The 24,816-nt window shown below is 72.5% G+C and carries 23 protein-coding genes; 13 read left to right on the top strand and 10 right to left on the bottom strand.

Annotation, left to right across the window (positions count from 1 at the left end; all coding sequences use genetic code 11):
• Nucleotides 1-70 precede the first annotated feature (70 nt).
• Nucleotides 71-1,306 carry a UPF0158 family protein gene (locus tag LZP97_RS21810; RefSeq protein ID WP_048773846.1) on the bottom strand — a complete coding sequence of 412 codons (1,236 nt, stop codon included), beginning with the start codon at nucleotides 1,304-1,306 and terminating at the stop codon, nucleotides 71-73.
• Nucleotides 1,307-1,419: 113 nt separating this feature from the next.
• On the opposite strand from LZP97_RS21810, the gene LZP97_RS21805 reads away from it, so the two are divergent.
• Both LZP97_RS21805 and LZP97_RS21800 read left to right on the top strand, forming a co-directional pair.
• Nucleotides 1,420-2,187 carry an SDR family NAD(P)-dependent oxidoreductase gene (locus LZP97_RS21805; protein WP_010595961.1) on the top strand — a complete coding sequence of 256 codons (768 nt, stop codon included), beginning with the start codon at nucleotides 1,420-1,422 and terminating at the stop codon, nucleotides 2,185-2,187.
• 65 nt (nucleotides 2,188-2,252) lie between these two features.
• Nucleotides 2,253-3,068, top strand: coding sequence for an alpha/beta hydrolase (locus LZP97_RS21800; RefSeq protein WP_010595960.1), 816 nt, complete (start codon nucleotides 2,253-2,255; stop codon nucleotides 3,066-3,068).
• 97 nt (nucleotides 3,069-3,165) lie between these two features.
• Here the strand turns inward: LZP97_RS21800 and LZP97_RS21795 are convergent, their stop codons facing one another.
• The gene (locus LZP97_RS21795; protein WP_017682041.1) at nucleotides 3,166-4,758 is read right to left on the bottom strand and encodes a TM0106 family RecB-like putative nuclease; all 1,593 of its coding nucleotides are present in this window, start codon (nucleotides 4,756-4,758) and stop codon (nucleotides 3,166-3,168) included.
• A 106-nt stretch (nucleotides 4,759-4,864) separates the two neighbouring features.
• Between LZP97_RS21795 and LZP97_RS21790 the strand changes: the two genes are divergently transcribed.
• From LZP97_RS21790 to LZP97_RS21770, 5 genes are read left to right on the top strand one after another with little or no spacing between them, the layout of a single operon-like run.
• On the top strand, nucleotides 4,865-5,539 hold the full coding sequence (locus LZP97_RS21790) for a DUF6474 family protein (protein ID WP_017682040.1): 675 nt from the start codon (nucleotides 4,865-4,867) through the stop codon (nucleotides 5,537-5,539).
• 11 nt (nucleotides 5,540-5,550) lie between these two features.
• Complete coding sequence (locus tag LZP97_RS21785) at nucleotides 5,551-6,036, top strand: hypothetical protein (protein WP_040272830.1); 486 nt, start codon at nucleotides 5,551-5,553, stop codon at nucleotides 6,034-6,036.
• A gap of 31 nt (nucleotides 6,037-6,067) precedes the next feature.
• A complete protein-coding gene (locus LZP97_RS21780) occupies nucleotides 6,068-6,643 on the top strand; it encodes a copper resistance CopC family protein (protein ID WP_048773848.1) in 576 nt (191 codons plus the stop codon).
• Nucleotides 6,644-6,659: 16 nt separating this feature from the next.
• A complete protein-coding gene (locus tag LZP97_RS21775) occupies nucleotides 6,660-7,607 on the top strand; it encodes a CopD family protein (protein WP_040272827.1) in 948 nt (315 codons plus the stop codon).
• Nucleotides 7,604-8,215 (top strand): transporter substrate-binding domain-containing protein, encoded by a 612-nt coding sequence (locus LZP97_RS21770; RefSeq protein ID WP_415649103.1) that lies wholly within the window; start codon nucleotides 7,604-7,606, stop codon nucleotides 8,213-8,215. The genes LZP97_RS21775 and LZP97_RS21770 overlap by 4 nt, the downstream gene beginning before the upstream one ends.
• Here the strand turns inward: LZP97_RS21770 and LZP97_RS21765 are convergent.
• Nucleotides 8,168-8,905: a DUF998 domain-containing protein gene (locus tag LZP97_RS21765; RefSeq protein WP_228287145.1), complete on the bottom strand. Its 738-nt coding sequence runs from the start codon at nucleotides 8,903-8,905 to the stop codon at nucleotides 8,168-8,170. The genes LZP97_RS21770 and LZP97_RS21765 overlap by 48 nt on opposite strands.
• A 206-nt stretch (nucleotides 8,906-9,111) precedes the next feature.
• Between LZP97_RS21765 and LZP97_RS21760 the strand changes: the two genes are divergently transcribed.
• From LZP97_RS21760 to LZP97_RS21750, 3 genes are all read left to right on the top strand, one after another.
• A complete protein-coding gene (locus LZP97_RS21760; protein ID WP_010595951.1) occupies nucleotides 9,112-10,029 on the top strand; it encodes a helix-turn-helix domain-containing protein in 918 nt (305 codons plus the stop codon).
• A 233-nt stretch (nucleotides 10,030-10,262) separates the two neighbouring features.
• Nucleotides 10,263-10,643: a PLDc N-terminal domain-containing protein gene (locus LZP97_RS21755; protein ID WP_017682033.1), complete on the top strand. Its 381-nt coding sequence runs from the start codon at nucleotides 10,263-10,265 to the stop codon at nucleotides 10,641-10,643.
• A 119-nt stretch (nucleotides 10,644-10,762) separates the two neighbouring features.
• Complete coding sequence (locus LZP97_RS21750; protein WP_040272825.1) at nucleotides 10,763-12,334, top strand: alpha/beta hydrolase; 1,572 nt, start codon at nucleotides 10,763-10,765, stop codon at nucleotides 12,332-12,334.
• A gap of 58 nt (nucleotides 12,335-12,392) precedes the next feature.
• Here the strand turns inward: LZP97_RS21750 and LZP97_RS21745 are convergent, their stop codons facing one another.
• Genes LZP97_RS21745 through LZP97_RS21735 form a run of 3 tightly spaced genes read right to left on the bottom strand, consistent with a single transcriptional unit; the run spans nucleotide 12,393 to nucleotide 16,922 of the window.
• Entirely contained in the window at nucleotides 12,393-13,031 is a 639-nt protein-coding gene (locus LZP97_RS21745; RefSeq protein WP_096824247.1) for a UdgX family uracil-DNA binding protein, read from the bottom strand.
• 44 nt (nucleotides 13,032-13,075) lie between these two features.
• Complete coding sequence (locus LZP97_RS21740) at nucleotides 13,076-16,264, bottom strand: acetyl-CoA carboxylase family protein (protein WP_040272823.1); 3,189 nt, start codon at nucleotides 16,262-16,264, stop codon at nucleotides 13,076-13,078.
• Nucleotides 16,265-16,295: 31 nt separating this feature from the next.
• The gene (locus LZP97_RS21735) at nucleotides 16,296-16,922 is read right to left on the bottom strand and encodes a TetR/AcrR family transcriptional regulator (RefSeq protein WP_040272821.1); all 627 of its coding nucleotides are present in this window, start codon (nucleotides 16,920-16,922) and stop codon (nucleotides 16,296-16,298) included.
• Between the two features lie 228 nt (nucleotides 16,923-17,150).
• On the opposite strand from LZP97_RS21735, the gene LZP97_RS21730 reads away from it, so the two are divergent.
• Entirely contained in the window at nucleotides 17,151-17,453 is a 303-nt protein-coding gene (locus LZP97_RS21730) for a DUF1540 domain-containing protein (protein ID WP_010595945.1), read from the top strand.
• 13 nt (nucleotides 17,454-17,466) lie between these two features.
• Here the strand turns inward: LZP97_RS21730 and LZP97_RS21725 are convergent, their stop codons facing one another.
• Nucleotides 17,467-18,060, bottom strand: a complete 594-nt coding sequence (locus LZP97_RS21725; RefSeq protein WP_040272819.1) for a TetR/AcrR family transcriptional regulator — start codon at nucleotides 18,058-18,060, stop codon at nucleotides 17,467-17,469.
• A 92-nt stretch (nucleotides 18,061-18,152) separates the two neighbouring features.
• Here LZP97_RS21725 and LZP97_RS21720 point away from each other — a divergent pair, with 92 nt between their 5' ends.
• Nucleotides 18,153-19,628, top strand: a complete 1,476-nt coding sequence (locus LZP97_RS21720; RefSeq protein WP_040272816.1) for a flavin-containing monooxygenase — start codon at nucleotides 18,153-18,155, stop codon at nucleotides 19,626-19,628.
• A 130-nt stretch (nucleotides 19,629-19,758) separates the two neighbouring features.
• On the top strand, nucleotides 19,759-20,085 hold the full coding sequence (locus LZP97_RS21715; RefSeq protein ID WP_040272814.1) for a DUF427 domain-containing protein: 327 nt from the start codon (nucleotides 19,759-19,761) through the stop codon (nucleotides 20,083-20,085).
• 10 nt (nucleotides 20,086-20,095) lie between these two features.
• Here the strand turns inward: LZP97_RS21715 and LZP97_RS21710 are convergent, their stop codons facing one another.
• The 3 genes from LZP97_RS21710 to LZP97_RS21700 are packed head-to-tail and all read right to left on the bottom strand — an operon-like array spanning nucleotide 20,096 to nucleotide 24,192.
• Nucleotides 20,096-21,199: a CapA family protein gene (locus tag LZP97_RS21710; RefSeq protein WP_040272811.1), complete on the bottom strand. Its 1,104-nt coding sequence runs from the start codon at nucleotides 21,197-21,199 to the stop codon at nucleotides 20,096-20,098.
• 50 nt (nucleotides 21,200-21,249) lie between these two features.
• The gene (locus LZP97_RS21705) at nucleotides 21,250-22,581 is read right to left on the bottom strand and encodes a GGDEF domain-containing protein (protein ID WP_010595940.1); all 1,332 of its coding nucleotides are present in this window, start codon (nucleotides 22,579-22,581) and stop codon (nucleotides 21,250-21,252) included.
• Nucleotides 22,582-22,638: 57 nt separating this feature from the next.
• A complete protein-coding gene (locus LZP97_RS21700; RefSeq protein ID WP_010595939.1) occupies nucleotides 22,639-24,192 on the bottom strand; it encodes a succinic semialdehyde dehydrogenase in 1,554 nt (517 codons plus the stop codon).
• Nucleotides 24,193-24,816 lie beyond the last annotated feature (624 nt).

Raw genomic sequence — 24,816 nt, 5'->3', positions numbered from 1 at the left:
CGTTGGCCACCGTGGTCCGCCGGCTGACCCCCGAGGGGCACAGACGCTCCCGGCACACCCGCCCGGACCGTCAGCCCACGCGAATACCCGCGTCGGCGAGGAACTCGCGGGCACGACCCAGTCGGCGGTCGGCGGCGAAGGCGTCCCAGGGGCCGGCAAGACCCTCGTGGTGGACGAGGTCACGGAAGCGACGAAAGGCGCCCTTGCCCTCGATCGCCCGCTGCAGCCGCTCCCGCAGCGCGACATCCTGCTGCCGCTCGGCGAAGGCCGCCATGTCGCGCCAACCGTCCCGCGCGCCGGTGCGGTCGAACCGAAGCCACCGGTCGGGCTCGGTCTCGACGTCGACGGCGACGTCTTCCCCGACCATCATCGGGTCGGTACTGCTCTCGTCGTACACCTCCCCGGTGCGCAGATCGATGTACCCACCGGTCGATACGCCCGGATCGCCTTCCAGCGCGGCACTGAGCATCTCGAGGTCGACAGGTAGCACCCGGCCGGTCAGCGACTCGCCGTGCAGACACGCGAGCAGGTCCTCGGCCAGCACCTCGTCACCGGGGCCGCCGCGCCGAGTCAGCCGGTCGATCACCGACAGTGCCACCGGCTCGGCTTCCCGACGCCGCTGCTGCAGGGCCGTCGGTATGCCGGCCCCCACCTGCTGCAGCAAATCGTCGACCTCGTGTCCCCGCACCGCAGCGAGGAAGCGGGGTGCATCTGCAGTCGCCACAGCCGCGCGCAGCTCGGACGGGTCGACCACCTGCTCTCGTGCGGGCCAGGCGTGCACCAGCATGGGATGCGGACGACTCGGTCTGCGCGGCGCTCGGCTCTGCCCGTCGTCGTCGGCCCACCGGCGCCCGTACTGGTCCGGGATGTCGCCCCACCCCCAGTACGGCAGGGGCTTTGTCGGCGCGGTTCCCAGCACTTCCACGGGGTCGACTTTCTCCTTCCCGATCACGCACCGGTGCGTCCAGTCGTCGCCCAGGACGAAGGTGAACTGGAATTCCGCTCCAGGCTCCAGCAGCCGAGCGACCTCGGACGACTCGATGTCCACCGGCTCCGTGACGGGCCCACCGATCGACCCGGCGATCTCGGCGCCGGTCTGCGCGTCGGTGACCACTCGTCCGCCGGGCAGGATGAACATCGACAGGTGGGAGCGGTCCCATCGAGCGAAGGCATCGTTGATGGCACTGGCCAGGTCCTCGAAGGTGTGCGACGGTCCGACCGCGAAGACGCGGCCGGGCCACGGCCACAGCTGCTCGCCGCGCCCACCGAGCAGCTCCACCGTCACCGACAACCACGTCCGTGCCATCCCCCGAGGATGGCATGCGGTCCGCCGCCGCACCGGACGGAGCTAGCGCGCGCTAAGGTGCCACCGTCGACAAGGCGCACGCCGAACGGTGGCGCCACGAAAGGAGCACGGCAGTGGAAATTCAGGGAACCGCCGCACTGGTCACCGGCGCGGCGTCCGGTCTCGGCGCAGCCACCGCCCAGCGTCTCGCCGACGCCGGCGCGACCGTCTTCGGTCTCGACCTCGCCCAGTCCATCGAACGCGTCGGCGACAAGGCGCCCGCCGGCGTCACCCTCATCGCCACCGACGTCACCAGCGCCGACGACGTGCAGGCCGCTGTCGACCAGATCGTCGCCTCGGGCGTGCCGTTGCGCATCGTCGTCAACTGCGCCGGCGTCGGCTGGGCCGGCCGGGTCCTGTCGAAGAACGGCCCGCACGACCTCGAGCTGTTCCGCACCGTCATCACCGTCAACCTGCTCGGCACGTTCAACGTGCTGCGCCTGGCCGCCGACGCGATGGCCAAGACCGAGCCCGTCGACGAGTACGGCCAGCGCGGCGTCATCGTCAACACCGCCTCCGTCGCCGCGTTCGAGGGCCAGATCGGCCAGATCGCCTACTCCGCCTCCAAGGGCGGCGTCCACGGCATGACCGTCCCCGCGGCCCGCGACCTGGCCCAGTACGGCATCCGGGTCAACACCATCGCCCCCGGCATCGTCGACACCCCGATGCTCGCCGGCGTCACCGAGGAGTACCGCAAGGGTCTCGAGGCGGGCGTGCCCTTCCCGTCCCGCCTCGCCCAGCCGGCCGAGTACGCCCAGCTCGTGCAGATGATCGCCGAGCACGACTACCTCAACGGCGAGACCATCCGCATGGACGGCGCGCTGCGCATGGCGCCGCGATAGGCCGCTCCGCGGCCGGTGTGTCCTTTGGGTTGCCAGGGCCGCCCAAAGGGCACACCATCCAACTCATGCGCCTGCTATGGGTCGTGGTCGCGGTCGTCGCGGTGCTCGCGTCGGCGCTGTGGTTCGGGCAGCGCCGGCTGATCTACCTGCCCGACCGGGCCCCGCCCCCGCCGGCGCAGTCGCTGCTCCCCGGTGCCCGCGACGTGCGGCTGACGACCTCCGACGGGCTCGAACTCGGCGCCTGGTTCGTCCCGGCCCGCGACGCCGCACGCGGCTTCACGGTGCTGCTCGCCTCGGGCAACGGCGGCAGCCGCGTCGACCGCGCCCCGCTGGCGACGGCACTCGCGGAGGCCGGTTTCGCCACCCTGCTCTTCGACTACCGCGGCTACGGCGGCAACCCCGGCCGCCCGAGCGAGGACGGCCTCGCCCGCGACGTGCGCGCCGCCCGGCAGTACCTCCTCGACCGCGAGAACGTCGCTCCGGACCGGCTGCTCTACCTCGGGGAGAGCCTGGGCACCGGCGTGGTGACCGGCCTCGCCGCCGAGCATCCGCCCGCCGGCATGCTGCTGCGCTCACCGTTCGTCGATCTGCCCACAGTCGGCCGGCACCACTACCCGCTGCTGCCCACCGGGCTGATGTGGGACCGCTTCCCGATCGCCGAGACCGTCGCGCGGCTCGACGTGCCGATCACCGTCGTCTACGGGACGGCGGACACGATCGTCCCGCCCGGCCAGAGCGAGGCCGTGGCCGCCGCCGCCCGCCGGCTCGTCGAGAAGGTGGCCCTGCCGGGCGCCGAGCACAACGATCCCGTGATGTTCGGGCCGCCGGTGGTCGACGCCCTGATCCGGCTCGCCGAGGCGGTGCCACCCCCGCAGCAGTGACCCGGTGCCGCCCCGCAGCAGTGACCCGGTGCCGCCCCGCAGCAGTGACCCGGTGCCGCCCCGCAGCAGTGACCCGGTGCCGCCCCGCAGCAGTGACCTACAGGTCCGAGATGTGCGGGATCTCGTGCACCGCACGCTCGCTCATCCACTCACGGAGCACCTTCGTGGCGATCACGTCGTCCTCGTTGTACTCGAGCAGCCGGCGTCGCTGCTGCGGGTCCGGGTCCCCGTCGTAGCCGACTGCCTCGCGGTACCAGCTCATCGACGCCTCGCCGCCGGCCTCCTCGTCGCGCCAGCGGTGACCCGCGATCGGTGCGATCTTCTTGAGGCCCTTGCCGTTCGGGCACACGAACTGGTCGGTGACGACCTGGTAGATGTCCACCCACTGCGGCGAGTCGATGAACTCGCGCACCTCGGCCTCGCTCGGCACCCCCGGGAACCCGGCGAACCGCCGAGCCGAACCGAGTAGCCACTTGTCCTCCGCGGTACGTGAATAACAATAGGCCGCAAAGGTTTTCCCGCTCGCCGCAGCGGCGGCCCGCTCCGCGGACAGCCACGTCCAGAACTCGGCGAACGAGCGCGCCTCGTCGTCGGTCGGTACCGGATCCCAGCTGACGAACGCCCGGTACGCGGAGATCCCGTCGACGTTGAGCAGCGTGCCCCACAGGTACGCACCGTGCTCGTGGTAGCTCTCCATGTCGATGTCGATCTCGATGTCCGCCCGGCGCACGTGCACGTGGTCGTGCCGTCGCACCAGCGGCGCACCCGCCAGCCACGCCTTGGCCACCACGACGGTGTCCTCGAACGAACCCTGCGGCCAGACCTCGGGCGGGTCCCCCTCCCAGCGCGCCAGCTCGTCGATCGTGTGCACACCCAGCTCGCGCAGCACCGTCGCGCGTTGCCCCGGGGCAACCAGCGACACGTCGTGCGTCGCACTCAGCTGCTCGCGGCACCGCGGCCACCACGGGCAGGTCTTGCACTCCCCGATCTGCGACGGCTCCGTCGGGGTCTCGCCCCGCGCGATCGCGAGCCGGTCGGCGAGCCGGGCGTCGTAGTCCTCGAGGATTGCGCCGAGGTCGTGCACGAGGATGCAGTCCCCGCCGTACCCGATGGCGCCGCCGACCTGTGCCGGGCTGGCCAGGCCGTGACGCTCGAGCATCCGGTACAGGTGAGCCACCCGCATCTGGTCGCGCACCTGACCGCGCACCTTGCGGGTCTCGTCGACCGCCGGTTCCCACACGAACAGCCCCGAGGTCGTCGCACCGCGGCCCGGGTCGGTGACCTTGTGATTGACCACGATCACCGGGATGTAGCCGCCGCGCTCGACGTCGCGCAGCAGGATCTCGGCCCGGCCCCGCCGACCGGTGTCGGGCTCCGCCGGCAGGACCGCCCCCCAGATCCGGTCCGCGCCGCGACGGCACGCGTCGAGGGTGGCGTCGGCGCGCCGCGACGCCGGGCCCTCGGGGTCGATCCGCACCCATCCACCGGGGTGGGCGTCGAACAGCCGCTGCCGCACGGCCTCGCGGTGAGTGGCCGCCGCCTCCTGCCGCTGCTTCGCTCCCGGATGCTCCGGGGCCGCGCTCAACTCGTCCGGAAAGGCCGCGTCCAGATGGACCCGGTGCCGGCACCGGGTCAGCGCGCTCGCCTCGATCAGGGCCGGCGAGGTCCGCCTCTCGCTGGATACGTTCACACTGAAGAACAGTATTCGTCCACCTAGGGTCAACCGGAAACGACCGTCACGGATAGGCTGATCGTGGCGCCGTGGGTGCCGTACACCGAATGGAGGGTCCTGTTCGATGGCGTTGTTCAGCAGGCGGAAGCGCCGCGCCACCCGCAAGGCGGAGGCGAAGGCTCTCAAGCACAAGGCGAAGCTCGAGGCCAAACTCAACGCGAAGAACCAGCGCCGGCGCGACCGCCGCCTGGCGAAGGCCGAGATCAAGGCGGCCAAGGCGCAGGTCAAGGCGGACAAGGCGCTGATCGCCGCGCAGTCCCGGGTCGAGAAGCAGCAGATCGCCACGCTCAAGGCCCAGGAGAAGGCGGCCGCGCAGAAGGGCTTCACCGCGGCGAAGGTCCGGCGCTACCTGGCCGTCGTGCGACTGCTCGCACCGGTACTCGTGCCGCTGGTGTACCAGGGGGTGACCGCGCTGCGCGGCCAGCTCGACGCCGCGCGCGCCCAGCGCATGGGCGTCGCCGTCGACCAGCTCGGCGAGTACACCGGTCACGGCGCGCACCTGAGCGCCCGCATCGCCGGGGCCGAGAAGTCGCTCGCCGAGATCCTCGAGCGCCATCCCAAGGACCCCGAAACCCAGAAGTTCGCCGACGCCATCCGGGGCCGCCTCAGCGACCTGACGGCGGCGGTGCACGCGGCCGAGCAGATGCCGGCGCCGCGCCGCAAGGCCGCACATGCCGGTATCTCGCGGGAACTGGACGGCATCGAGGCCGACCTACTGGCCCGGCTCGGCGTGCGCTAGCGACGACCACCGTGGCACCCGGCTCGCCCCTGCGCGGCACCGCCGCGGGAGCGCTGACCGCCGCCCTGGCGGTCGCCGCCCACGGCAGTGCGGGCGGCGGCGTGCCCGGCAACGCCGAGGTGACGCTGCTCGTCGCCGTCGCGGCCGGGGTCGGGCTCATCGCGGCCCACCTGCGCGCGGTGCCCACCATCGTGGTGCTCGCGGGCGGGCAGGCCGCGACGCACCTGGTGCTCGCCGCGGTGACGACGGGTCACCTGCACACGTCGGTGCCGATGCTCGCCGCGCACACCGTCGCGGTCGTCGCGTGCGCGGCCCTGCTCGAGGCGGCGCAACGCCTGTGCGGGCCGCTGACCCGGGCGGTGCGGGCCGCGTGGCTCACCGCGCCCCCTCGCGTCGAGGCGGTTCGGACGCTGCTGCCGCCCGCGACGGTGCGGCCGGTCGCGGCGGCGCGGGCGGCACCGGGCATCTCCCGGCGGGGGCCGCCCGTCGCGGCATGACCGCGACCGACCCCCTCGAAGAGAGAAATCCATGAACATCCCGAACACCGTCGCCGCGCGCCGGCGACAGACCCCCCTCGTCCTCGCCCAGCTCGCTGGGCTCCTCGGCGCGGTCGCGGCAGCGTTGCTGTTCGCTGCCGGGCCGGCGGCCGCGCACTCGGTCGTCATCGCCAGCACACCCGCGCCGGGCGAGCAGATCGCCCAGGGTCCCGAGCGCGTGAGCCTGACCTTCAACGAGGCCCTGCAGGAATCCTTCGCCGCCCTGACCGTCGTGGGTCCGGACGGCAACCTGTGGTCCAAGGGCGATCCCCTCGTCGAGGACGCCACGGTGTCCGTGGCGGTCGGTGATCTCGGACCGGCCGGCGAGTACACCATCGCCTACCGGGTGACGTCCGCGGACGGGCATCCCGTCACCGGCACCCAGGTCTTCACCCTCACGCAGGACGGTCCGGGCGCTCCCGGTGCGGCGGCCGCCGCCGGTGCCGCGGCGCCCGCGTCCGACAGCGACGAGGACAGCGGCCCGGCCGTGTGGATCTTCGTCGTCGTGGGCGTCGTCGTCCTCGCCGGCGTGCTGTGGTTCGTGCTGCGCAAGCCGAAGAAGGCCTGACGCCGGTGGCCGGGCGTTGACGACGAGCGGTACCGGCACCGCCGCGCACCGCGCGTGGTTGCTCACCGCCGGCGCCGGCGCCACCGCGGGCGTCGCCGCCGGCTGGTTGTTGGCGAACCCGGCCGCGTCGAGCTGGGTCCGGGCGTTGTCGCTGTGTCTCGGTGCGACGGTTCTCGGCCTGGCCGCGCTCGGGGTCATGGTGCGCGACGAGCGGCGGCCCGGCGTCGCCCCGGCCGACCTCTGGCGCACGATCGCCGGGCTCGGTGGATTCTGGGTCCTGACGGAGGCCGTGCAGCTCGTGCTGCAGGCCGCGGACACGACGAACGTCCCCGTGTCGCGGCTCGGGCTGTCGCGCTTCGCGGAGTATCTCGGCAGCGCGGGCGCCGGCCGGATCGGGGTGGCCGCACTGGTGTGCGCGCTGGCGTGCACGGTCGTCGCGGCGCTCGCGTATCGCCGGTCGGCGACGTGGTCGACGGTGCCGGTCCTCGTCGCCGCGGCGCTGGCGGTCATCGCCCGGCCGGTCACCGGGCACATGTCGCAGCAGACCCTCGGATCGCTGCTCGACGCCGCGCACGCGCTCGCTGCGGCGCTGTGGTTCGGCACGCTCGTCGCGCTGGCCCTGACGGTCCGGTCCCGCGGCGCGTGGGCCCGGCTGCTCCCCCGCTACTCGGTGCTCGCGGTGCGATGCGTCGCCGTGCTCGCCGCGACGGGCGTCGTCGACGCGGCCGTTCGGCTCGGCTCGGTCGCGGCCCTGATCGACACCGGTTACGGGCGCATCGTGCTGGCCAAGGCCCTGACCCTGCTGGCGCTGCTGGCGCTGGCGTGGTGGTGGCGACGGACGTGGGTGCCGGCCGCGACCGCGCACCGGGTCACCGCGGAGGTGTCGCTGCGCAACGCGGTGCTCGAGGTCGCCGCGACGTCGGTCGCGTTCGGGCTCGCGGCGGCGCTGGCCACCAGCGCCTGAACCGCCCGCGAATCTTCGACGAGCTGGCCTCCGGGCGCTTCGACGTCATCGCCTCCGGCACCACCGTCACCGAATCGCGCCGGGAGCGGGCTGCGTTCTGCGCGCCGTATTTCGGGTCCGGGCAGTCCGTGGCGGTGGACACCGCCCGTCAGGCGGTGGACACCGCCCGTCAGGCGGTGGACACCGCCCGTCATCCCGCGGTGAGAGGGGTGGCGGACCTGGCAGGCCTGACCGTCGTGGTGCAGCAGGGCAACACCAGCGAGCCGGTGGTGAAACGCCTTCTCGCCGAAGGCCGTATCGGCGGGATCCGGGTGTATGCGTACCACGAGATCGACCGTGCCCGGGACGAGCTGTCGACCGGCGGCTGCGACGCCTTCATGAAACTCGGTCCCGTGCTGAGGTGGCTCACGCGCGTCCGCCCCCACGTCGACGTCGTCGAGTACGACATCACCCGCGAGGAGATCGCGCTCGCGGTGCGCCTCGGCGACGACGTGCTGCGCGGTGAACTCGAGGATGCGCAGCGTGCGCTCGCGCAGGACGGCACGCTCGGTGCGCTGGTCTCACGCCGGCTCGCCCCGGGCGACGGCACGTCTCTCGGCACGCGATGACGCCGGGTGGCCGGCGAGCAGGACGACCGCCAGCACCGCGATCCACAGCACGAACGCACCGAACATCACCCGTTCGACCGCGCCCATGCCGGGGGTGGGTTCGGCGGCGGCGACGGCCGGGACGTACCGGCCCGTCCACGCGCCGAACACGAGGATCGTCGCGACCGTGCCGGCCGAGTACACCCGGAACCAGGTGCCGAAGGCCGCGGCCGCGAATCCGATGAGCGCGCACCACAGCGACACCGTCACCACGCTGAGCGCCAGGTGCATGGTGTCGGCGAGCGGCATCGCTGCCCCGGCCTCGATGTCCTCGCGTCCCGTCATCGGGAACGGCAACCACAGCGGTCCCACGAATGCATAGGCCACCAGGAGAACTCCCGCGATGCGCAGGGGGCGGACGCCGCGGCCCGTGCGCCACACACCGATCCCGAAGGCGACGATCAGCGCGTCGTACACGAATCCCGCGACGGTCAGGGGCGCCCGGGTCGGCGCGCCGATCGACGTCAGCTCGCTGATCGCCTGATCGAAGCGGTTGTAGCCGTCGTAGAGGGCGGCCGCGAGTACCTCGTGCGCCCCCACGTACAGCAGAGACGACACGATCCCGCAGGCGAGCAGCACCGTCGATGCCGTGTCCGGACGTCGCGGACCGTCGCGCCGGAGCTGGGGTGTGTACGGATCAGGAGTGGACACCGTCGGCCTCCCGGGACGCCGACTCGGCGGTGCGGGCGCCCGCTGGGTCCAGCATGATCCGGCCGGGGAGGCGACGCCAGAGACCTTCGTCCCCGATCGTCCGCCGAGTGTGAGCTGTCCGTCTGCCCGTATGCCATGCCACGGCCGGTGCCGCGTGCCACGCTGACGCACCGGGCCACGGACGCGCCGAGGCGGAAGGAGCGACGGTGTATCGGAAGATCGAACTGCGGGGTCGGCACGGCTTCGAGGCGATGGCCCCCGATGCCGGGAACCGCACCGAGCTGTCCGTCCCCGACGTGACGCAGTTCCGGTTCCGGATGGAGATCTGCGACGTCGGGGCGCTCACCGTCGGCCGGGTGCAGATGTCACCGCATCGTGCTCTGCCCGGCCTCGTCGAGGACGGCGAGGTCGCCAACCTGTGTCTGATGCTGTCCGGCAAGCAGGTGGTCGACGACGGGACGACCCGCGTGCACATCGAGGTCGGCCGGATCGTCCTGCAGGTCGGGTGGAACCGATACGAGGCCGTGGATGCGGACGGGTCGGACCTTCTCCTCGTGCGCATCCCCCGGCACCGGCTCGAAGAACGCGGACTCGATCTCGAGGAGACGTCCGTGACGTTCGGGCCGGCAAAGCCCACCATGTCGGTGCACGCGCTCAATGCGGTGGGGATGACCATGCTTCGTGAACGCGGTCGCCACAACACGACCGCGGCCCCCCGCAGCGTGGAGAACGCCCTGATCGAGCTCGTCGTGGGTCTGCACCACGAGTCGCTCGGGTACGGCGCCGATTCGGGTGAGCTGCGTGGCAGCGTCTACGCCCGCGCCCTCACCCTGATCCGAGCCCATCACCACGACCCGACGCTGACCCCCACCGTGATCGCGGAACGCCTGCAGCTGTCGTTGCGAAGCCTGCAGCGCGCGTTCGCAGCCCACGACACCACGGTGGCGTTCCAGATCCGGCGGCTGCGCGCGCACCGCGCGGCGGCGCTTCTGCAGGAACCCGGCTATACCCGCACAACGGTCGCCGAGATCGCCGCGATCACCGGTTTCGCGTCCAGCGCCGAGCTGCGTCGCGCCCTGCGCACGGTGCGCGGGGTGAGTCCGGCGGAGCTGCGACCACGCTGAGCTCGACCACGCTGAGCTCGACCACGCTGAGCTCGACCACGCTGAGCGCGACCACGCTGGCTCGACCACGCTGAGCGCGATCGCCCACGGAATGGGCGTGGTGCATTTCGCGCCACCGCCGCACATTCCGCGTCGCCGTGTTCCAATGTGCGGCGAAGACGGTGTACCTGTTTACGTCCGGGTGTCCTTTCCGTCCGTTTCCCGGGCACCTCCGAACCTGAAGGGCGTGTGTGATGCTGGATTCGTTGTGGGACCTGTTGTGGTACACGCTGGTCGTCTTCGCGTTCGTCGCGTACCTGCTGATCCTGTTCCAGGTGCTGACGGACCTGTTCCGTGATCGCTCCACGTCCGCCGTGGTCAAGGTCGTGTGGATCATCTTCCTGATCGTCCTGCCGTACCTGACCGCCTTCGTCTACCTGCTGGTGCGGGGCCGCGGCATGGCCGAGCGGTCCGCCGCCGCCCACGACGCGGCCCAGCACGCCGCCGACGACTACATCCGCAAGGTGGCCGGACGATCCCCCGCCGCCGAGATCGCCGAGGCCCAGGCCCTGCTCGAGGCCGGGACGATCACCGGCGACGAGTTCGACCGGCTCAAGGCCAAGGCCCTGCGCTGACCGCCGCGGCCGAACTCGAGCACGAGCGGGCGGGCGCGCCGCGCGCTCGGCTGCGCAGCTACGGGCGCCGGTTCCACCCGGTCGGCCTGGGGCTGGCGCTGCTGTTCTTCGTGGGGTCGATGACGCCGTCGCTGCTGCCGCGCGTGTGGTACCTGCAGGCGGTCGCGACGGGAATCAGCGTCGCCATCGGCTACGGGGTGGGCTGCCTGATCGCCTGGGTGGTCCGGCGCTGCGGCGTCGAGCCGCACTGGTCCGAGCGGACCCGGCGGATCGGCTGGTGGGTGCTCGCCGGCGCGGCGCTGGTCCTGGCGCCGACCTTCCTGGTGCTCGGGTCGTGGTGGCAGCAGATCGTCCGCGATCTGGTGGGCGTGCCGCGAGCGCAGCGCGCCTTCTACCTGCTGGTGCTGCTGATCGCGCTGGCCGTCGCGTTGCTGCTGCTCGCGGCGGCCCGCGCCGTGCGCCGGGGCACCGACCGGTTGACCCGCTTCGCCGGCCGGTTCGTGCCCGGGCCCGTCGCCCGCGTGGCCGCGGTGCTCGTCGTCGTGGTGCTGGCGGTGTTCGTGCTCGACGGCGCCGTCGACCGGGTCCTGCTCGGCGTCGCGGAGCGGTCGGCGGCCGTCGCCGACACGGGCACCGCCGAGGGCGTCACCCAGCCCCAGCTGACGGAACGGTCCGGGTCGCCGGCGTCGAACGAGCCGTGGGACAGCCTCGGCCGGGAGGGCCGCACCTTCGTCGCGGGCGGCCCGGCCGCCGAGCAGATCGAAGCCGTCACCGGCGCGCCCGCGCGCACCCCGATCCGGGTGTACGCCGGCCGCGAATCCGCGGACTCCGTCGAGGGGATCGCCGAGCGGGTCGTCGCCGAACTCGAACGCACGAACGCGTTCGACCGCCGGGTGCTGGCGGTGGTGACCACCACCGGCCGCGGCTGGGTGAACGCGAACGTCGCGGGGGCATTCGAGTACGTCAACGGCGGGGACTCGGCGATCGCCGCCATGCAGTACTCGTTCCTGCCCAGCGCGCTGTCGTTCGTCGCGGACCGCGACACCCCGCAGCAGGCCGGGCGGGCGCTGTTCGAGGCGGTGTACCGGCAGTGGTCGGCCCGGCCCGAGGGGCAGCGTCCGAAGCTGGTGGTGTTCGGCGAGAGCCTCGGCTCGTACGGCGGGCAGGCGGCGTTCGCGTCGGGACAGGACATCGTGGCGCGCACCGACGGGGCGCTGCTGGTGGGCACCCCCAACTTCGCGCAGCCGTGGGGCCGGATCACCGCGGACCGCGACCCCGGTTCCCTCGAGCGGCTGCCCGTGGTGGACGACGGCCGCAACATCCGGTTCGCGTCCCGGCCCGGCGACGCGGACCTGCCGGGGCCGTGGGAGTTCCCCCGCGTGGTGTTCTGGCAGCACGCGAGCGATCCGATCACCTGGTGGTCGTTCCGGCTGCTGCTGCAGCGGCCGGACTGGCTGCGCGAACCGCTCGGCCCGGATGTGGACCCCGGGATGCGCTGGCTGCCGTTCGTCACGTTCTGGCAGGTCACGCTGGACATGGTGTTCTCCGCGGACGTGCCGTCCGGGTTCGGGCACGCCTACGGTCCCGAGGCTGCCGAGCTGTGGGCGGACATCCTGGCCCCCGCGGGCTGGGACGGGGCCGCGACCCGGCGGGTGCAGGACGCCCTCGCCGGGACGGACCCCGACGACTGAACCATGGACGACTGAACCACGGACGACTGAACCACGGACCGGCGCTGCGGCAGGATGCCTACAGCACGCCGGCGGCCACCCTCAGGTCGGCGACCAGCCCGGCGAGCGCCTCCTCCCGCTGCGCGCTCGGTCCGCGCAGGATCGCCGACGGGTGGATCGTGGCGACGACGGCCGGATCCGACGGGACCCGCACGTCCGGGTGCAGGATCTCCCCGCGGTGGGCGGTCACCCGGAACGACGGCCCGAGCAGCGACTGGGCCGCGGTGGCGCCGAGGCACACGAGCACGTCGGGTCGCACGGCCTGCAGCTCGGCGACCAGCCAGGGCCGGCACGCGACGATCTCGCCGCGCGCCGGTTTCTTGTGGATGCGGCGCCCGCCGGCCGCGGCCCGCTCGAACTTGAAGTGCTTGACCGCGTTGGTCACGTACACCTCGCCGCGGTCGATGCCCGCCTCCTCGAGCGCCCGGTCGAGCAGCCGCCCGGCGGGGCCGACGAACGGCTCCCCCGCGCGGTCCTCCTGATCGCCGGGCTGCTCGCCGACGAGCACGAGCCGGGCGCTCGCCGGTCCGGCGCCGAACACGGTGCGTTCGGCGTTCCGGTACAGCTCGCACCCGCGGCAGCCGCCCGCCGCGGCGGCGAGCTCGGCCAGGTCGGTGCTGTCCGGCACGAACTCCTCGGCTCCCGGTTGCCTGCTCACCGCCACCTCCCTCACGTCGGTGCCGGACGGGTACCCAGCCCGGCTCAGGACATGCGCAGCCGCGACACCCAGGCCCGAGTGTCGCCGGGATCGATGACGTCGTCGAGCTCGAAGATCGTCGCGGCCTGCAACGCCTTGCCGTGCTGGTAGGCGGCGGCGACGAGCTGCGCGAACAGTTCGTCGCGCGCGACCTGATCGGGTGCGGCCTCGAGTTCCTTGCGGAAGCCGAGCCGCACCGCGCCCTCGAGTCCCATGCCGCCGATCTCGCCGGTGGGCCATGCCACCGTGAACTCGGGGGCGTGGAAGGAGCCGCCGGCCATCGCCATGGCGCCGAGACCGTAGCCCTTGCGCAGGATGATCGTGCCGAACGGGACGGTCAGGCGCGCACCGGCGACGAACAGCCGGCCGAACCGGCGGACCGTGGCCTCCTTCTCCGACTCGGGCCCGACCATGAATCCCGGTGTGTCGCAGAGGCTCACGACGGGCAGGCGGTGCGCCTGGCACAGTTCGAGGAAGTCGGCGGCCTTGTCGGCGGCCTCGGCGTCGATCGCGCCGCCGAGGTGGTGGCTGCTGTTGGCGAGCACCCCGTACGCCGCGCCCTCGACGCGGATCAGGGCGGTGACGATGCCGACGCCGTAGTCGCCGCGCAGTTCGAGCACGGAGCCGACGTCGGCGATTGCGTCGATCGCGGCGCGCACGTCGTAGGCGCGCAACCGGTTCTCCGGAACCGCGTGCCGCGCGAGCCGCGGATCGGGGGCCTGCCAGTCGTCCGCCGCGGTGGTGAAGTAGCCGAGGTACTGCCGGGCCAGTTCGACGGCGTGCGCCTCGTCGCGCGCGGCGAGGTGTACGACGCCGTTGCGGCGCTGCACGTCGACCGGGCCGATGTCCTCGGGCCGGAAGACGCCGAGGCCGCCCCCTTCGATCATCGCGGGCCCGCCCATGCCGATGTTGGCCTCGGGGGTGGCGATCAGCACGTCGCACACGCCGGCGAGGGCGGCGTTGCCGGCGAAGCACCGACCGGAGACCACCGCGATCGTCGGCACGCGCCCGCGCAGGGCGGCCATCGCCCGGAACGTCGACAGTTCCAGGCCCTGGCCGGGTCCGGCGTCGACGTCGCCGGGGCGTCCGCCGCCGCCCTCGGCGAACAGCACGAGCGGCACCTCGCGTCGTGCGGCGAGTTCGAGCAGCCGGTCGGTCTTGGCGTGGTTGCGCATGCCCTGCGTGCCGGCGAGGACGGTGTAGTCGTAGGAGAGCACCACCGATTCGGCGCCGTCGATGCGGGCGAGACCGCCGACGAGGCCGTCGGCGGGGGTGTTGGCGATCAGGTCCTCTTCGCTGCGCCGGCTGCGCTGCGCGGCGAGCACGAGCGGCCCGTACTCGACGAAGGTGCCGTCGTCGACGAGGTCGGCGATGTTCTCCCGCGCGGTGCGGCGGCCGACCCGGTGCCGTTTGGCCACGGCGTCGGGGCGGGCGGCGTCGAGGGTGCGCTCGTGCCGGTCCCGGATCTCGGCGAGGTCGTCGCGTACGGCGTCGAGGTCCCGCGCGTCCCCGTCGCCGGTGGCCGCGTCGCCGGACCCGGCGCGCACCACAGCGAGCACCTCCCCCGGTTGCACGGTCTGTCCGGGCCGCACCAGCAGCCGCACCACGGTGGCGGGTCCGGACGCGGACACCACGTGCTGCATCTTCATCGCCTCGAGCACGACGACGGGGGCGCCCGCGGTGAGCGCGTCGCCGTCGGCGGCGGTCTCGACGACGGTGCCGACCATGTCGGCACGCACCGCCTCCTCCCCGGCGTGCAGTTCCGGTGCGACGACGGGTGCGTCGTCGGGGCCGGCGACGGCGAGGTCGGCGATCCGCTCGTCCAGCCACGACGTGTGCACGTCGCAGGCGGCGAAGTCCTTGTCGCGCAGAATGTTCTGCAGGAAATCGGTGTTGGTGGCGACCCCGGCGACGAGCAGGTCCCCGAGTGCGGCGTCCGTCTTGCGCAGCGCCGCGGCGAAGTCGTCGATGCGGGTGTGGGTGATCACCTTGGCCAGCAACGAGTCGTAGCGCGGGCTGGTCGTCAGCCCGGGACGGCCGTAGGTGTCGACGCGGATGCCCGGGCCGGTGGGCGGGGTGAACGCGGTGAGCGTGCCGGACGCGGGTACGGCCCGCCCGTCCGGGCGCATGGTCTCGGTGTTGACGCGGGCCTGGACGGCAATGCCCTGTGCGGCGGCGGGCTCGCCGCGCACCCCGGCGCCGTCGGCGGTGACGCCGCCGGGCAGGCCGAGTTCGCCGAACCGGGCACCGCGGGCGATCGCCACCTGCGTCGCGACGAGGTCGATTCCGGTGACCTCCTCGGTCACCGTGTGCTCCACCTGAATTCGCGGGTTCACCTCGAGGAACACCGCCTGATCGCCGGCGACGAGGAACTCGACGGTGGCGAGGCCGCGGTACCCTACCGACGCGCAGAGCCGGGCCGCGGCCTCGTGCAGCGTGCGTCGCACGGTCGCGTCGAGCCGTTGCGCGGGAGCGACTTCCACCAGTTTCTGGTGGCGCCGCTGCACGCTGCAGTCCCGGTCGCCGAGCGCGAGGGCCCGCACCCCGCCCGCGTCGTAGGCCGCGGCGACGATCTGCACCTCGATGTGCCGGGCCCGGTCGCACAGGGCCTCGGCGAACAACGCGCCGTGCCCGAAACCGTTTTCCGCCTCCGTGGTACACGCGCGGAAGGCGTCGTCGAGGGTCGCTGCGTCGCGCACCACCCGCATGCCACGGCCGCCGCCGCCGGCGAGGGCCTTGAGGACGATGCCGCCGGGGTGGGCGGCGAGGAAGTCGCGGGCCGCGCCGACGGTGACGCCCCCGTCGGTGGCGGGCAGCACGGGCACCCGGGCGGCGACGGCGGCGCGGCGGGCGGCGGCCTTGTCGCCGAAGACCCGCAGCACCTGCGGGTCGGGTCCGACGAACGTCACCCCGGCCGCGGCGCAGGACTCGGCGAATTCGGCGTTCTCGCTGAGGAATCCGTATCCGGGGTGGACGAGGGTGCAGCCGGTCTCGGTGGCGGCGCGCAGCAGGGCGGCGCCGTCGAGGTAGGCGGCCGGCCCGGCGCCGGTCAGCGCGACGGCGCGGGTTGCGGCTGCGACGTGGGGACTGTCGGCGTCGTCCTCGGCATACACGGCGACGGTGTCGATGCCGAGTTCGGTGGCGGAACGGACGACGCGCAGCGCGATCTCGCCGCGGTTGGCTACGAGCAGCATGGGTGTCGGGGGTCCTGTCGGTCGGGGCCGGTCAGCGGAAGCCGATGAGCCGTTCGGACATCGCGATCATGTCGTCGATGTAGGAGAGCTGTTCCTGTCTCGGGGCGTCGAGCAGGCGCACCGCGCCGACGCGCTGGGCGTCGACGAGGGTGCGCGCGATCCGTTCGGGATGCGCGCTGAGCGTGACGTCGCCGGTGGCGTCGATACGCTCGACGAAGCGGACGTAGCGCCCGACGAGCCGCTCGCGCACGCTCACCCATTCCGTGCCCACCTCGTCGTCGAGGCGGGCACGGTGCTCGATCAGCTCGAGGATGCGGCCGTTGACGTACATGGACTCGATGGAGGCCCGGGTCGTCGTGCGCAGCACCTCCCGCAGGTCGTCCACCGTCGGCCCCTCCACGTGCTGGGCGTCGAGGAACTGCCGGCACACGAGGGTGGCGAGGGCGCGGAACACCTCCTCCTTGGACGAGAAGTACGCGTAGAAGGTGGCGCGGGAGACGGCGGCGCGTTCGGTGATCACCGCGACGGTGGTGCGCTCGTACCCGAGTTCGCCGAAGCAGTCGCGGGCGGCGTCGAGCAGCTCCCGCCGGCGGGGTCCGTCGCTGTCGCGTCGCGCGGATCGGGCCCGTTCCTGGGCTTCGCTCGTGGTCACCCGCACAGCATGCGTCGACGTTGACGTCAATGTCAACGGACGTGGGGCGCCCGGCGACCGGGACCCGAGCCGGGGCACGACGCGACCCGGCAGGTATTGCGCAACATCGGCGTGCCCGAAATGGGCGGCGCATCAACGACATCCGTTGTCCGAGCACCCTGTTCGGAGGCACGGTGCGGCACTAGCATGGTGGGCAGCCCTCAGTGGACACCCCCCTTTCGGGAAGGTTCGATCATGACCACGATGGAAATGCCGCACGTCACCGAGTGCAGCGTCAGCACCTGCTCCTACAACCACGACGGCTGCCACGCCTACGCCATCAACGTCGCCGGCCACAACGGCAGCGCCGACTGCGAGACGTTCATCCCGCTGTCGACGAAGGGCGGCCTGGACACCGTCACCAGCATGGTCGGCGCCTGCCAGCGCGCCGACTGCATGCACAACCAGGATCTCGAGTGCACCGCGAGCGAGATCCGGGTCGGCGGCAGCGGCAGCGGCGAGCACGCCGCCAACTGCCTGACCTACCAGGCCCGGTAACGGATCGAACCGTTCACCGCCCCACTCCCAGCACTGCCCGCACGGCGCCGGTGAGGGCCGCGGCCGGCAGGTCGGGGGTGATCGCGCGCTGCAGGCCGAGGCCGATGCCGAGCCCGAGCAGCATCGTCGCCGCCTGCTCGGGCTCGATCGCCGGTTCGAGGCCGAACCGTGCGGCGAGCGACCGGATCAGTTCGGCGATCAGGGTCCGCACCCCGGCGGCCCCGGCCGCGATCCGGGAGCGGATCTCCTCGTCGTGCCGCGAGCGCACCGAGAATTCGATCTCGAGCAGGGTCCAGCGCCGGTCGCCGATGGTGCGCTCGGCCCAGGCGCCGAAGGCGGCCACCACGTCGTCGAGCGACGCACCGGCCTCGAGCGTCGCGGCGATCTCCCCCATGCGCTCGGCCCGGATCCGGTCGAGCACCGCGAAACACAACTCGTCCTTGTTGCGGAAGTTCGAGTACACCGCGCCCTTGGAATAGCCGGCGTCCTCGGCGATCTGCTCGAGCGACGCCGCGCTGTAACCACGGTCGAGGAAGTGCTCGGTGGCCGTGGCGAGCAGCTCCTCGCGCGTGCGTGCCTGGGTCTGCTGCCGGGTCTGTCGTGCCACGACTCGACGGTACCGGAGCGACCCGAACTCGGATACTGTGGTTATCCGAATACCGACGGTATTCGGATTGGACGCAGACGAGAGGCGACACGATGGACGAACACCGGGTGGTGGTGATCGGTGCCGGGATCTCCGGTATCGGCGCGGCGATCGCCCTGCGACGGCGCGGCATCACCGACGTCGTCGTCCTCGAGAAGGCCGACAGTCTCGGCGGGACGTGGCGCGCCAACACCTACCCGGGCTCCGCGTGCGACGTGCCGTCGCTGCTGTACTCGTACTCGTTCGCGCGGAACCGCGACTGGAGCCGCCTGTTCGCCGGGCAGCCGGAGATCCGCGACTACATCGAGCACACCGCCGCCGCACAGGGCGTGACGTCCCACGTCCGGTTCGGCGTCGAGGTGCTGAGGGCGGACTGGGACGACGTCGACGCCCGCTGGACGCTCGCCACCACCGCCGGCACCGTCCGGGCGCGTTTCCTCGTCGCCGCCGCGGGGCCGTGGAACGAACCGCTCGTGCCCGAGATCCCCGGTCTCGACCGGTTCCCCGGCGAGGTGTTCCACTCCGCGCGCTGGAACCACGACTACGACCTGCGCGGCAAACGGGTCGCCGTCGTCGGCACCGGCGCCTCGGCGGTCCAGTTCGTCCCCGAGATCGCTCCCGACGTCGCACGCCTGCACCTGTACCAGCGGACGGCGCAGTGGGTGCTGCCCAAACCCGACCGGCACCTGTCCGCGGCCGAACGCCGGCTGCTCACCCGTCTCCCGGGTGCGCGACGGCTGGTCGAGGCGATCGAATACAGCCTGATGGAGGTCCTCGGCCTCGGCTTCCGGCACCCGTGGCTCATGCGCCGGCTGCAGTGGATCGGCCGGGCGCAGCTCCGCGCGCAGGTGCGCGACCCGCGGCTGCGCCGGGCCCTGACCCCCGACTACACCCTCGGCTGCAAGCGGCTGCTCATGTCGAACACCTACTACCCCGCCCTGACGCGGCCCGACGTCGAGGTCCACCCCGCGGCGGTGCAGGAGGTCCGCGGCTCCACCGTGATCGCCGGGGACGGCAGCGAAGCCGAGGTCGACGCGATCGTCTTCGGCACCGGCTTCCACATCCTCGACATGCCCATCGCGGGCCGGGTGTTCGACGGGCAGGGCCGCAGTCTCGACGAGCACTGGCAGGGCAGCCCCCGGGCGTACCTCGGCTCGTCCGTCGCGGGCTTCCCCAACGCGTTCGTCCTGCTCGGACCGAGCCTGGGCACCGGCCACACCTCGGCCTTCCTCATTCTCGAAGCCCAGCTCGACCACGTCGTGACGGCCATCGACACGGCCCTGCGCCGCGGCTGGCGCACCTTCGAGGTGCGCCGGGAGGCCCAGGACGCCTTCGACGACGAGGTTCAGGCCGCCCTTCCGGGCACCGTCTACAACTCCGGCGGATGCCGCAGCTACTTCTTCGACGTCAACGGCCGCAACAGCTTCAACTGGCCGTGGTCGTCGGCCGCGCTCCGGCGCCGGGTGTCGGCGTTCGACCCGGACGTCTACGCCGTCACGCGCGACGACGAACGCGTGTCCGCCGGGTGATCCGGGCCCCGGCGCAGGGACTGCCGGCGTACCGTCGGCTCGAGGCACCCGACACGAGGAGGACCCGGAAATCTTCGTTCGTCTGCGCAACCCGTACCACCGCGTCGAGGCGCTGCCCAGCAGCCGGCACGTGCAGGTGTCGATCGCCGGCGCGGTCGTCGCCGAGACCCGCAAGCCCGTGCTGCTGTTCGAAACCCGGCTGCCCGTGCGGTACTACCTCCCGTCCGCGGACGTCGACTTCTCGGTGCTCGAGGAGACGGACCTGCACACCTCGTGCCCCTACAAGGGCACGGCCCGGTACTGGAGTTTCACCGGACCGCCGCGGGCCGAGAACCTCGCGTGGTCGTACCCGGATCCCCTTCCCGCCGTCGCACCGATCGCCGGCCACATCGCGTTCTACGACGAGAAGGTGGACCTGGTCGTCGACGGTGTGCCCGTGCCGCGTCCCGGCGGCTGACCACGCGGCCTCAGCAGGCGATCCGGATCCACGGATCGTCGTCCCCGGCCTGCAGGCGGGTGCCGAAGCCGGCCGACGCCTCCGCGAGCGTCGCGCGCAACCACCGCTGCTGCGACTGCGTGACGTGCTCGAGCCGCATCCGCCGCGCCTGCACCGGCAGCATCCGCACCTCCTGCAGCTCCCCCGTGCCCGCGTCGAGGGTGACGAGGTACAGCAGCCGCAGCTCGTCGTGGAAGCGCTCGTAACCGCCGATGCCCTCGTAATCGTTGATCAGGTCGCCGCACCCGTACAGCACGGGCTTGCCGCGGTAGATCTCCAGCGGGCGCGGGTGATGGGACGAGTGCCCGTGCACCACGTCGACGCCGCCGTCGATCAGCCGGTGCGCGAACCGCACGTGCGCGTCCGGCACGGCGTAGCCCCAGTTGGAACCCCAGTGCACCGACACCACCACCACGTCGCCGGCCCCGCGGTCGGCGTCGATCCGGGCGAGCAGCTCGTCGGCGCCCGCCTCCGACACCGGCAGCAGGGCCACTCCCGGCCGCGTCGGCGTGGCGGCCCACGACGGGGTGATCCCGCTCGACACCGCACCGACCGACCACACCCGCACCCGGGGCGATCCGGCGGCGACCGTCGCCGGCCGCCACGCCGCCCGGTCGTCGTCGCCCGCACCGGCGAGCCGCAGTCCCGCCGCCGTGAGGACCTCGACGGTCTCGCGCAGACCGCGGACACCGAAGTCGAGCACGTGATTGTTGGCGAGCGTGCACACGTCGACCCGCGCGACGGTGATCACCCCGACGTTCGCCGGGTTCATCCGGTAGTGGATGCCCTTGTCCGGGGCGTAGTCCCGCGACGTGGTCACGGACGTCTCCAGGTTGACGACCCGCACGTCCGGGGCGCATTCGTCGAGCACCGGCAGCGCGACGCCCCACGGCCAGTCGAAGCCCGCCGGCCGCGGGATCACCCCGCTGCGGGTCTCGGCGAGCTCGACGTAGTCCCGGGCGTCCTGCGCGTAGGACTCCCGCAACCTCGGCCCTCCGGGATGCGGGAGGATCTGGTCCACGCCCCGGCCGGTCATCACGTCCCCGGCGAGGAACAGCGTCACCGTGCGCGGCACACCTGAAAGGGTAGTCGCCGAACCGGATCCGCGTGGTCACCGAGCGGCGGTCACCGGGACACGTAACTGGGCTGTTCGGTGACGTCGCCGAGCACCACCAGCGTCGCCAGGGTGTTCTCCCACCGGATCCGGGCGGCGCCGACCGTCGCCTGCACCACGGTCCCGTCCGGCCGGCCGAACTCGCACAGCTGCCCGGTCCGGTCGTGCAGCGAGCGGACGGTGACAGACCTGTCGGGCCAGGTGCCGCCGGTGAGGACCTCGTGCAGCGGCCGGTTCTCCACGTTCCGGGCGTCGACGCCGAACAGCGTGGCGAAGCACGGATTGACGTAGGCGACGGTCCCGCCGTCGCGCACGGCGAGGATGGGGACGGGCAGCAGATCGAGGACATCCGGCAGGGGCAACGGGGCCAGCCGGTCCGGCAGTTGAGCCCAGGCCGCGGCCTTCGCCCGATACAGGTCCATGTCGGCGTCGTGGTACAGGTCCATGGGGTCGCTGACGACGCCGGCTGCGACCCCGAAGCTGACCGGCACGGGATTCGCGCGGGCCAGGCCCTCGAGCACCGCGCGCCCTTCCTCCTCGTCCGTGTCCGGGAGGACGACGAGGAATTCGTCGCCGCCGAGGCGGGCCAGGATCCCGCCGCGCGGCACCTGCTGCGCCCACGCCTCGGCGGCGTCGCGGAGCAGGGCGTCTCCCGCGGGATGCCCGTGCTCGTCGTTGAACGCCTTGAACCCGTCGACGTCGAGCAGACCGAGGCAGACCCAGGCGCCGCGGTCGCGCGGCCGCGATCGCAGTTCGAGGTCGAGGCCGGCGCGGTTGCGCAGCCCGGTGAGCGGATCTCGGGTCGCCGCGTTCACCAGCAGGCGCCCGACGGCCCCGAAGATCGCACCGGAGCCGAGCAGCGCCGCGGCGACGACCACGTAACCGACCCACAGCAGGCGCGTCGGGGCCAGGGCCGCGGCGCCGAGGGTGGCGGCGGTGAGCGTCCCGATCCACAGGACGGCCTGCCGCGGCGGCCAGAACGCCGCGAGATACATCGACAGGAACATCGAGCCCATGACGCTGATGAGGATGCGGGAGGGGTCGACGTGGAACGCGATCACCGCCGGCATCGCGGCGACCGCGCACGCGGTGGCGGCGACGATGGGGGTGCGCCCCAGACGCCGTGGCGTCCACCGCAGGATCACCAGCCCGGCGATGCCCAACGCCAGCGCCGAGGCCATGCCGGCGAAGCTGCCGGATCGCGCGACCGCTGGATCGAGCAGGGCCGCAACGATTCCTACTGCGACGAGCCCGGTGCTGATCGCCAGGTACCACGCGAGCAGACGGCGCCGCTGGACGCGGAGATTCGCCGTCGCACCGTGCAGCACCTGGCGATCGCCCACACCAGGATTATCCCGTTCGTCGCACCGTTCGTGTCCGGCTCGGCGAAATGCCGCGGGTCACCGACCCGGCAGCCACTGCATCGCCTTGACGAACGGCGGCATCACCTTCGACCACAGCTTCGGCGGAACCCCGCGGGGTCCACCGAGATTCATCACCCGGGTCGTCGCGATCGTCTGCGGCTCGGTGTACTTGATCAGGCCCTCCGCGCCGTGGCGCCGGCCCATGCCCGAGATGCCCATGCCGCCCATCGGTGCGTCGGTGCTGCCCCATGCGGGCGCGTAGCCCTCGTCGACGTTGACGGTGCCGGCCCGCACCCGCGCCGCGATCGCCTCGCCCTGCGCCTTGGTGCCCGCCCACACGCTGGCGTTGAGTCCGTACTCGGTGTCGTTGGCGCGGCGGATCGCCTCCTCGACGTTGTCCACCGGGTACACCGACACGAGCGGACCGAACGTCTCCTCCCGGTAGCACTCGGCGTCCTCGGGAACGTCGGTGAGCACCGTCGGCTCGTAGAACAGCGGGCCGAGGTCGGGCCGGGCCTTGCCGCCGGCCACGACGGTGGCGCCCTTGGCGACCGCGTCGTCGACATGTCCGGAGACGGCCTTGACCTGGGTCTCGTTGACCATGCTGCCCATTTCGACGCCGTACTCGTAGCCCGGGCCGAGCGTCATGTTCCGCACCCGCTCGCCGAGCATGCGGATGAATTCGGGGGCGACGGACTTCTCGACGTAGATCCGTTCGATGGAGATGCACAGCTGCCCGGAGTTGGAGAAGCACGCCCGCACGGCGGCGTCGGTGACCTCACGCAGATTCGCCCCGGCGGTGACGATCATCGGGTTCTTGCCACCGAGCTCGGCGGAGAACCCGATCAGGCGACGGCCCGCCTGCTCGGCGAGGAGGCTGCCGGTCTGCGAGGAGCCGGTGAACATCAGGTAGTCGGCGTTCTCGACGAGGGCGGTGCCCACGACGGAGCCGGGTCCGGGCACGACGGCGAACAGGTCGCGCGGCAGGCCGGCCCGGTAGAGCAGTTCGACGACGGCCAGCGCGCAGTAGGGGGTCTGGCTGTCGGGCTTGAGGACGACGGCGTTGCCGGCGAGCAGTGCGGCGATCGCGTCGGAGACCGCGAGGGTCATCGGGTAGTTCCACGGCGCGATGACCCCCACGACCCCCTTCGGGTGGTAGTGCACGGTGGTCCTCGTCAGGCCGGGCAGCATGCCCGTGGCGCGGCGCGGACGCAGCAGCTTGGGAGCGGTCCGCGCGTAGTAGCGCGCGGTCAGGGCGATGTCGAGGACCTCTTCCTGCGCCGAGGCGCGAGCCTTGCCGGTCTCGGCCTGGGCCATGTCCATCAGCTCTTCGCGGTGCGCCAGCACGAGGTCGTGGTAGCGGTGGAAGATCTCGGCGCGTTGCTCGACGGAGCGGCGCGCCCAGTCGGCCTGCGCGACGCGGGCACGCTCGAGGGCGGCTCTGGCGTCGTCGGCGGTGCCGACCGGGACCGTCGCGAGTTCACGACCGGTGAAAGCTTCCACGACCGAGCGGGTGGGACGGCTCGCCGCGTCCGGGATGGCGATGAGCTCGGCCAACCGGGCGAAGGTGGCAGCGCTGGGAGCTGGCATGTCGAACCCCTACTGGTGAGTAGTTCTGGCGGTTACACCAACCTACCGTGCAGCGTGGCCCTTGTCACAGGGCGGGCTGGTCCTCTGCACACCTGTGCCGCGCGGTCGGCGCACCGAGGTGTCGAACCGTCGGCGACGTCGCGGAGGCGGGGGTCGAGTCGTGCACGCGCGGCCCCCGGACCGGCCGGCGTGTCGGATGCGGCAGCAGAGCCGTGAAGAGGACGGAGTTCGTGGGACGACAAACCCCGCCGGAGAGAGCTTGGGGCAACTCCGGCGGGGTCTGGGCCACCGTGCAGGGGGGTGACGGTGGCTGTGAGAGATCATACCGAGCGCATGACAGCACTGTGAGGGATTCGCCCGACACGACTCGCGGCCTGAGCGGAGGTTTCGATCCTGTCGTCCCCCGGACCTGCAGACCGCCCTTCCCGTGCCCGGCTCGTGCGTCGCGGGGATGTCGTTATCCGAGTCGCCCTCCCCACCCGCACCCGCGGGCGCAGAACCCCACGACGCCGATGTCGCGGCGGGAGCCGTCCGCGAACGACATCACCTCTGCCACGGCGACAGCGTCGGCCCCACACGCCGGGCACCGATACCCGGGCACGGACACGGAATCCGTGTCGACCG

This window comes from Rhodococcus sp. DMF-1 (assembly GCF_021441945.1).
In the GTDB taxonomy this organism is placed as follows: domain Bacteria; phylum Actinomycetota; class Actinomycetes; order Mycobacteriales; family Mycobacteriaceae; genus Rhodococcus; species Rhodococcus ruber.
This window is presented reverse-complemented; position numbering and strand designations above follow the sequence as displayed.

Coding starts and splice junctions, on each gene's coding strand:
- LZP97_RS21810 (WP_048773846.1), bottom strand. CDS start 1,306: ATGGCACGGACGTGGTTGTCGGTGACGGTGGAGCTGCTCGGTGGGCGC.
- LZP97_RS21800 (WP_010595960.1), top strand. CDS start 2,253: ATGCGCCTGCTATGGGTCGTGGTCGCGGTCGTCGCGGTGCTCGCGTCG.
- LZP97_RS21790 (WP_017682040.1), top strand. CDS start 4,865: ATGGCGTTGTTCAGCAGGCGGAAGCGCCGCGCCACCCGCAAGGCGGAG.
- LZP97_RS21780 (WP_048773848.1), top strand. CDS start 6,068: ATGAACATCCCGAACACCGTCGCCGCGCGCCGGCGACAGACCCCCCTC.
- LZP97_RS21755 (WP_017682033.1), top strand. CDS start 10,263: ATGCTGGATTCGTTGTGGGACCTGTTGTGGTACACGCTGGTCGTCTTC.
- LZP97_RS21750 (WP_040272825.1), top strand. CDS start 10,763: ATGACGCCGTCGCTGCTGCCGCGCGTGTGGTACCTGCAGGCGGTCGCG.
- LZP97_RS21740 (WP_040272823.1), bottom strand. CDS start 16,264: ATGCTGCTCGTAGCCAACCGCGGCGAGATCGCGCTGCGCGTCGTCCGT.
- LZP97_RS21730 (WP_010595945.1), top strand. CDS start 17,151: ATGACCACGATGGAAATGCCGCACGTCACCGAGTGCAGCGTCAGCACC.
- LZP97_RS21720 (WP_040272816.1), top strand. CDS start 18,153: ATGGACGAACACCGGGTGGTGGTGATCGGTGCCGGGATCTCCGGTATC.
- LZP97_RS21700 (WP_010595939.1), bottom strand. CDS start 24,192: ATGCCAGCTCCCAGCGCTGCCACCTTCGCCCGGTTGGCCGAGCTCATC.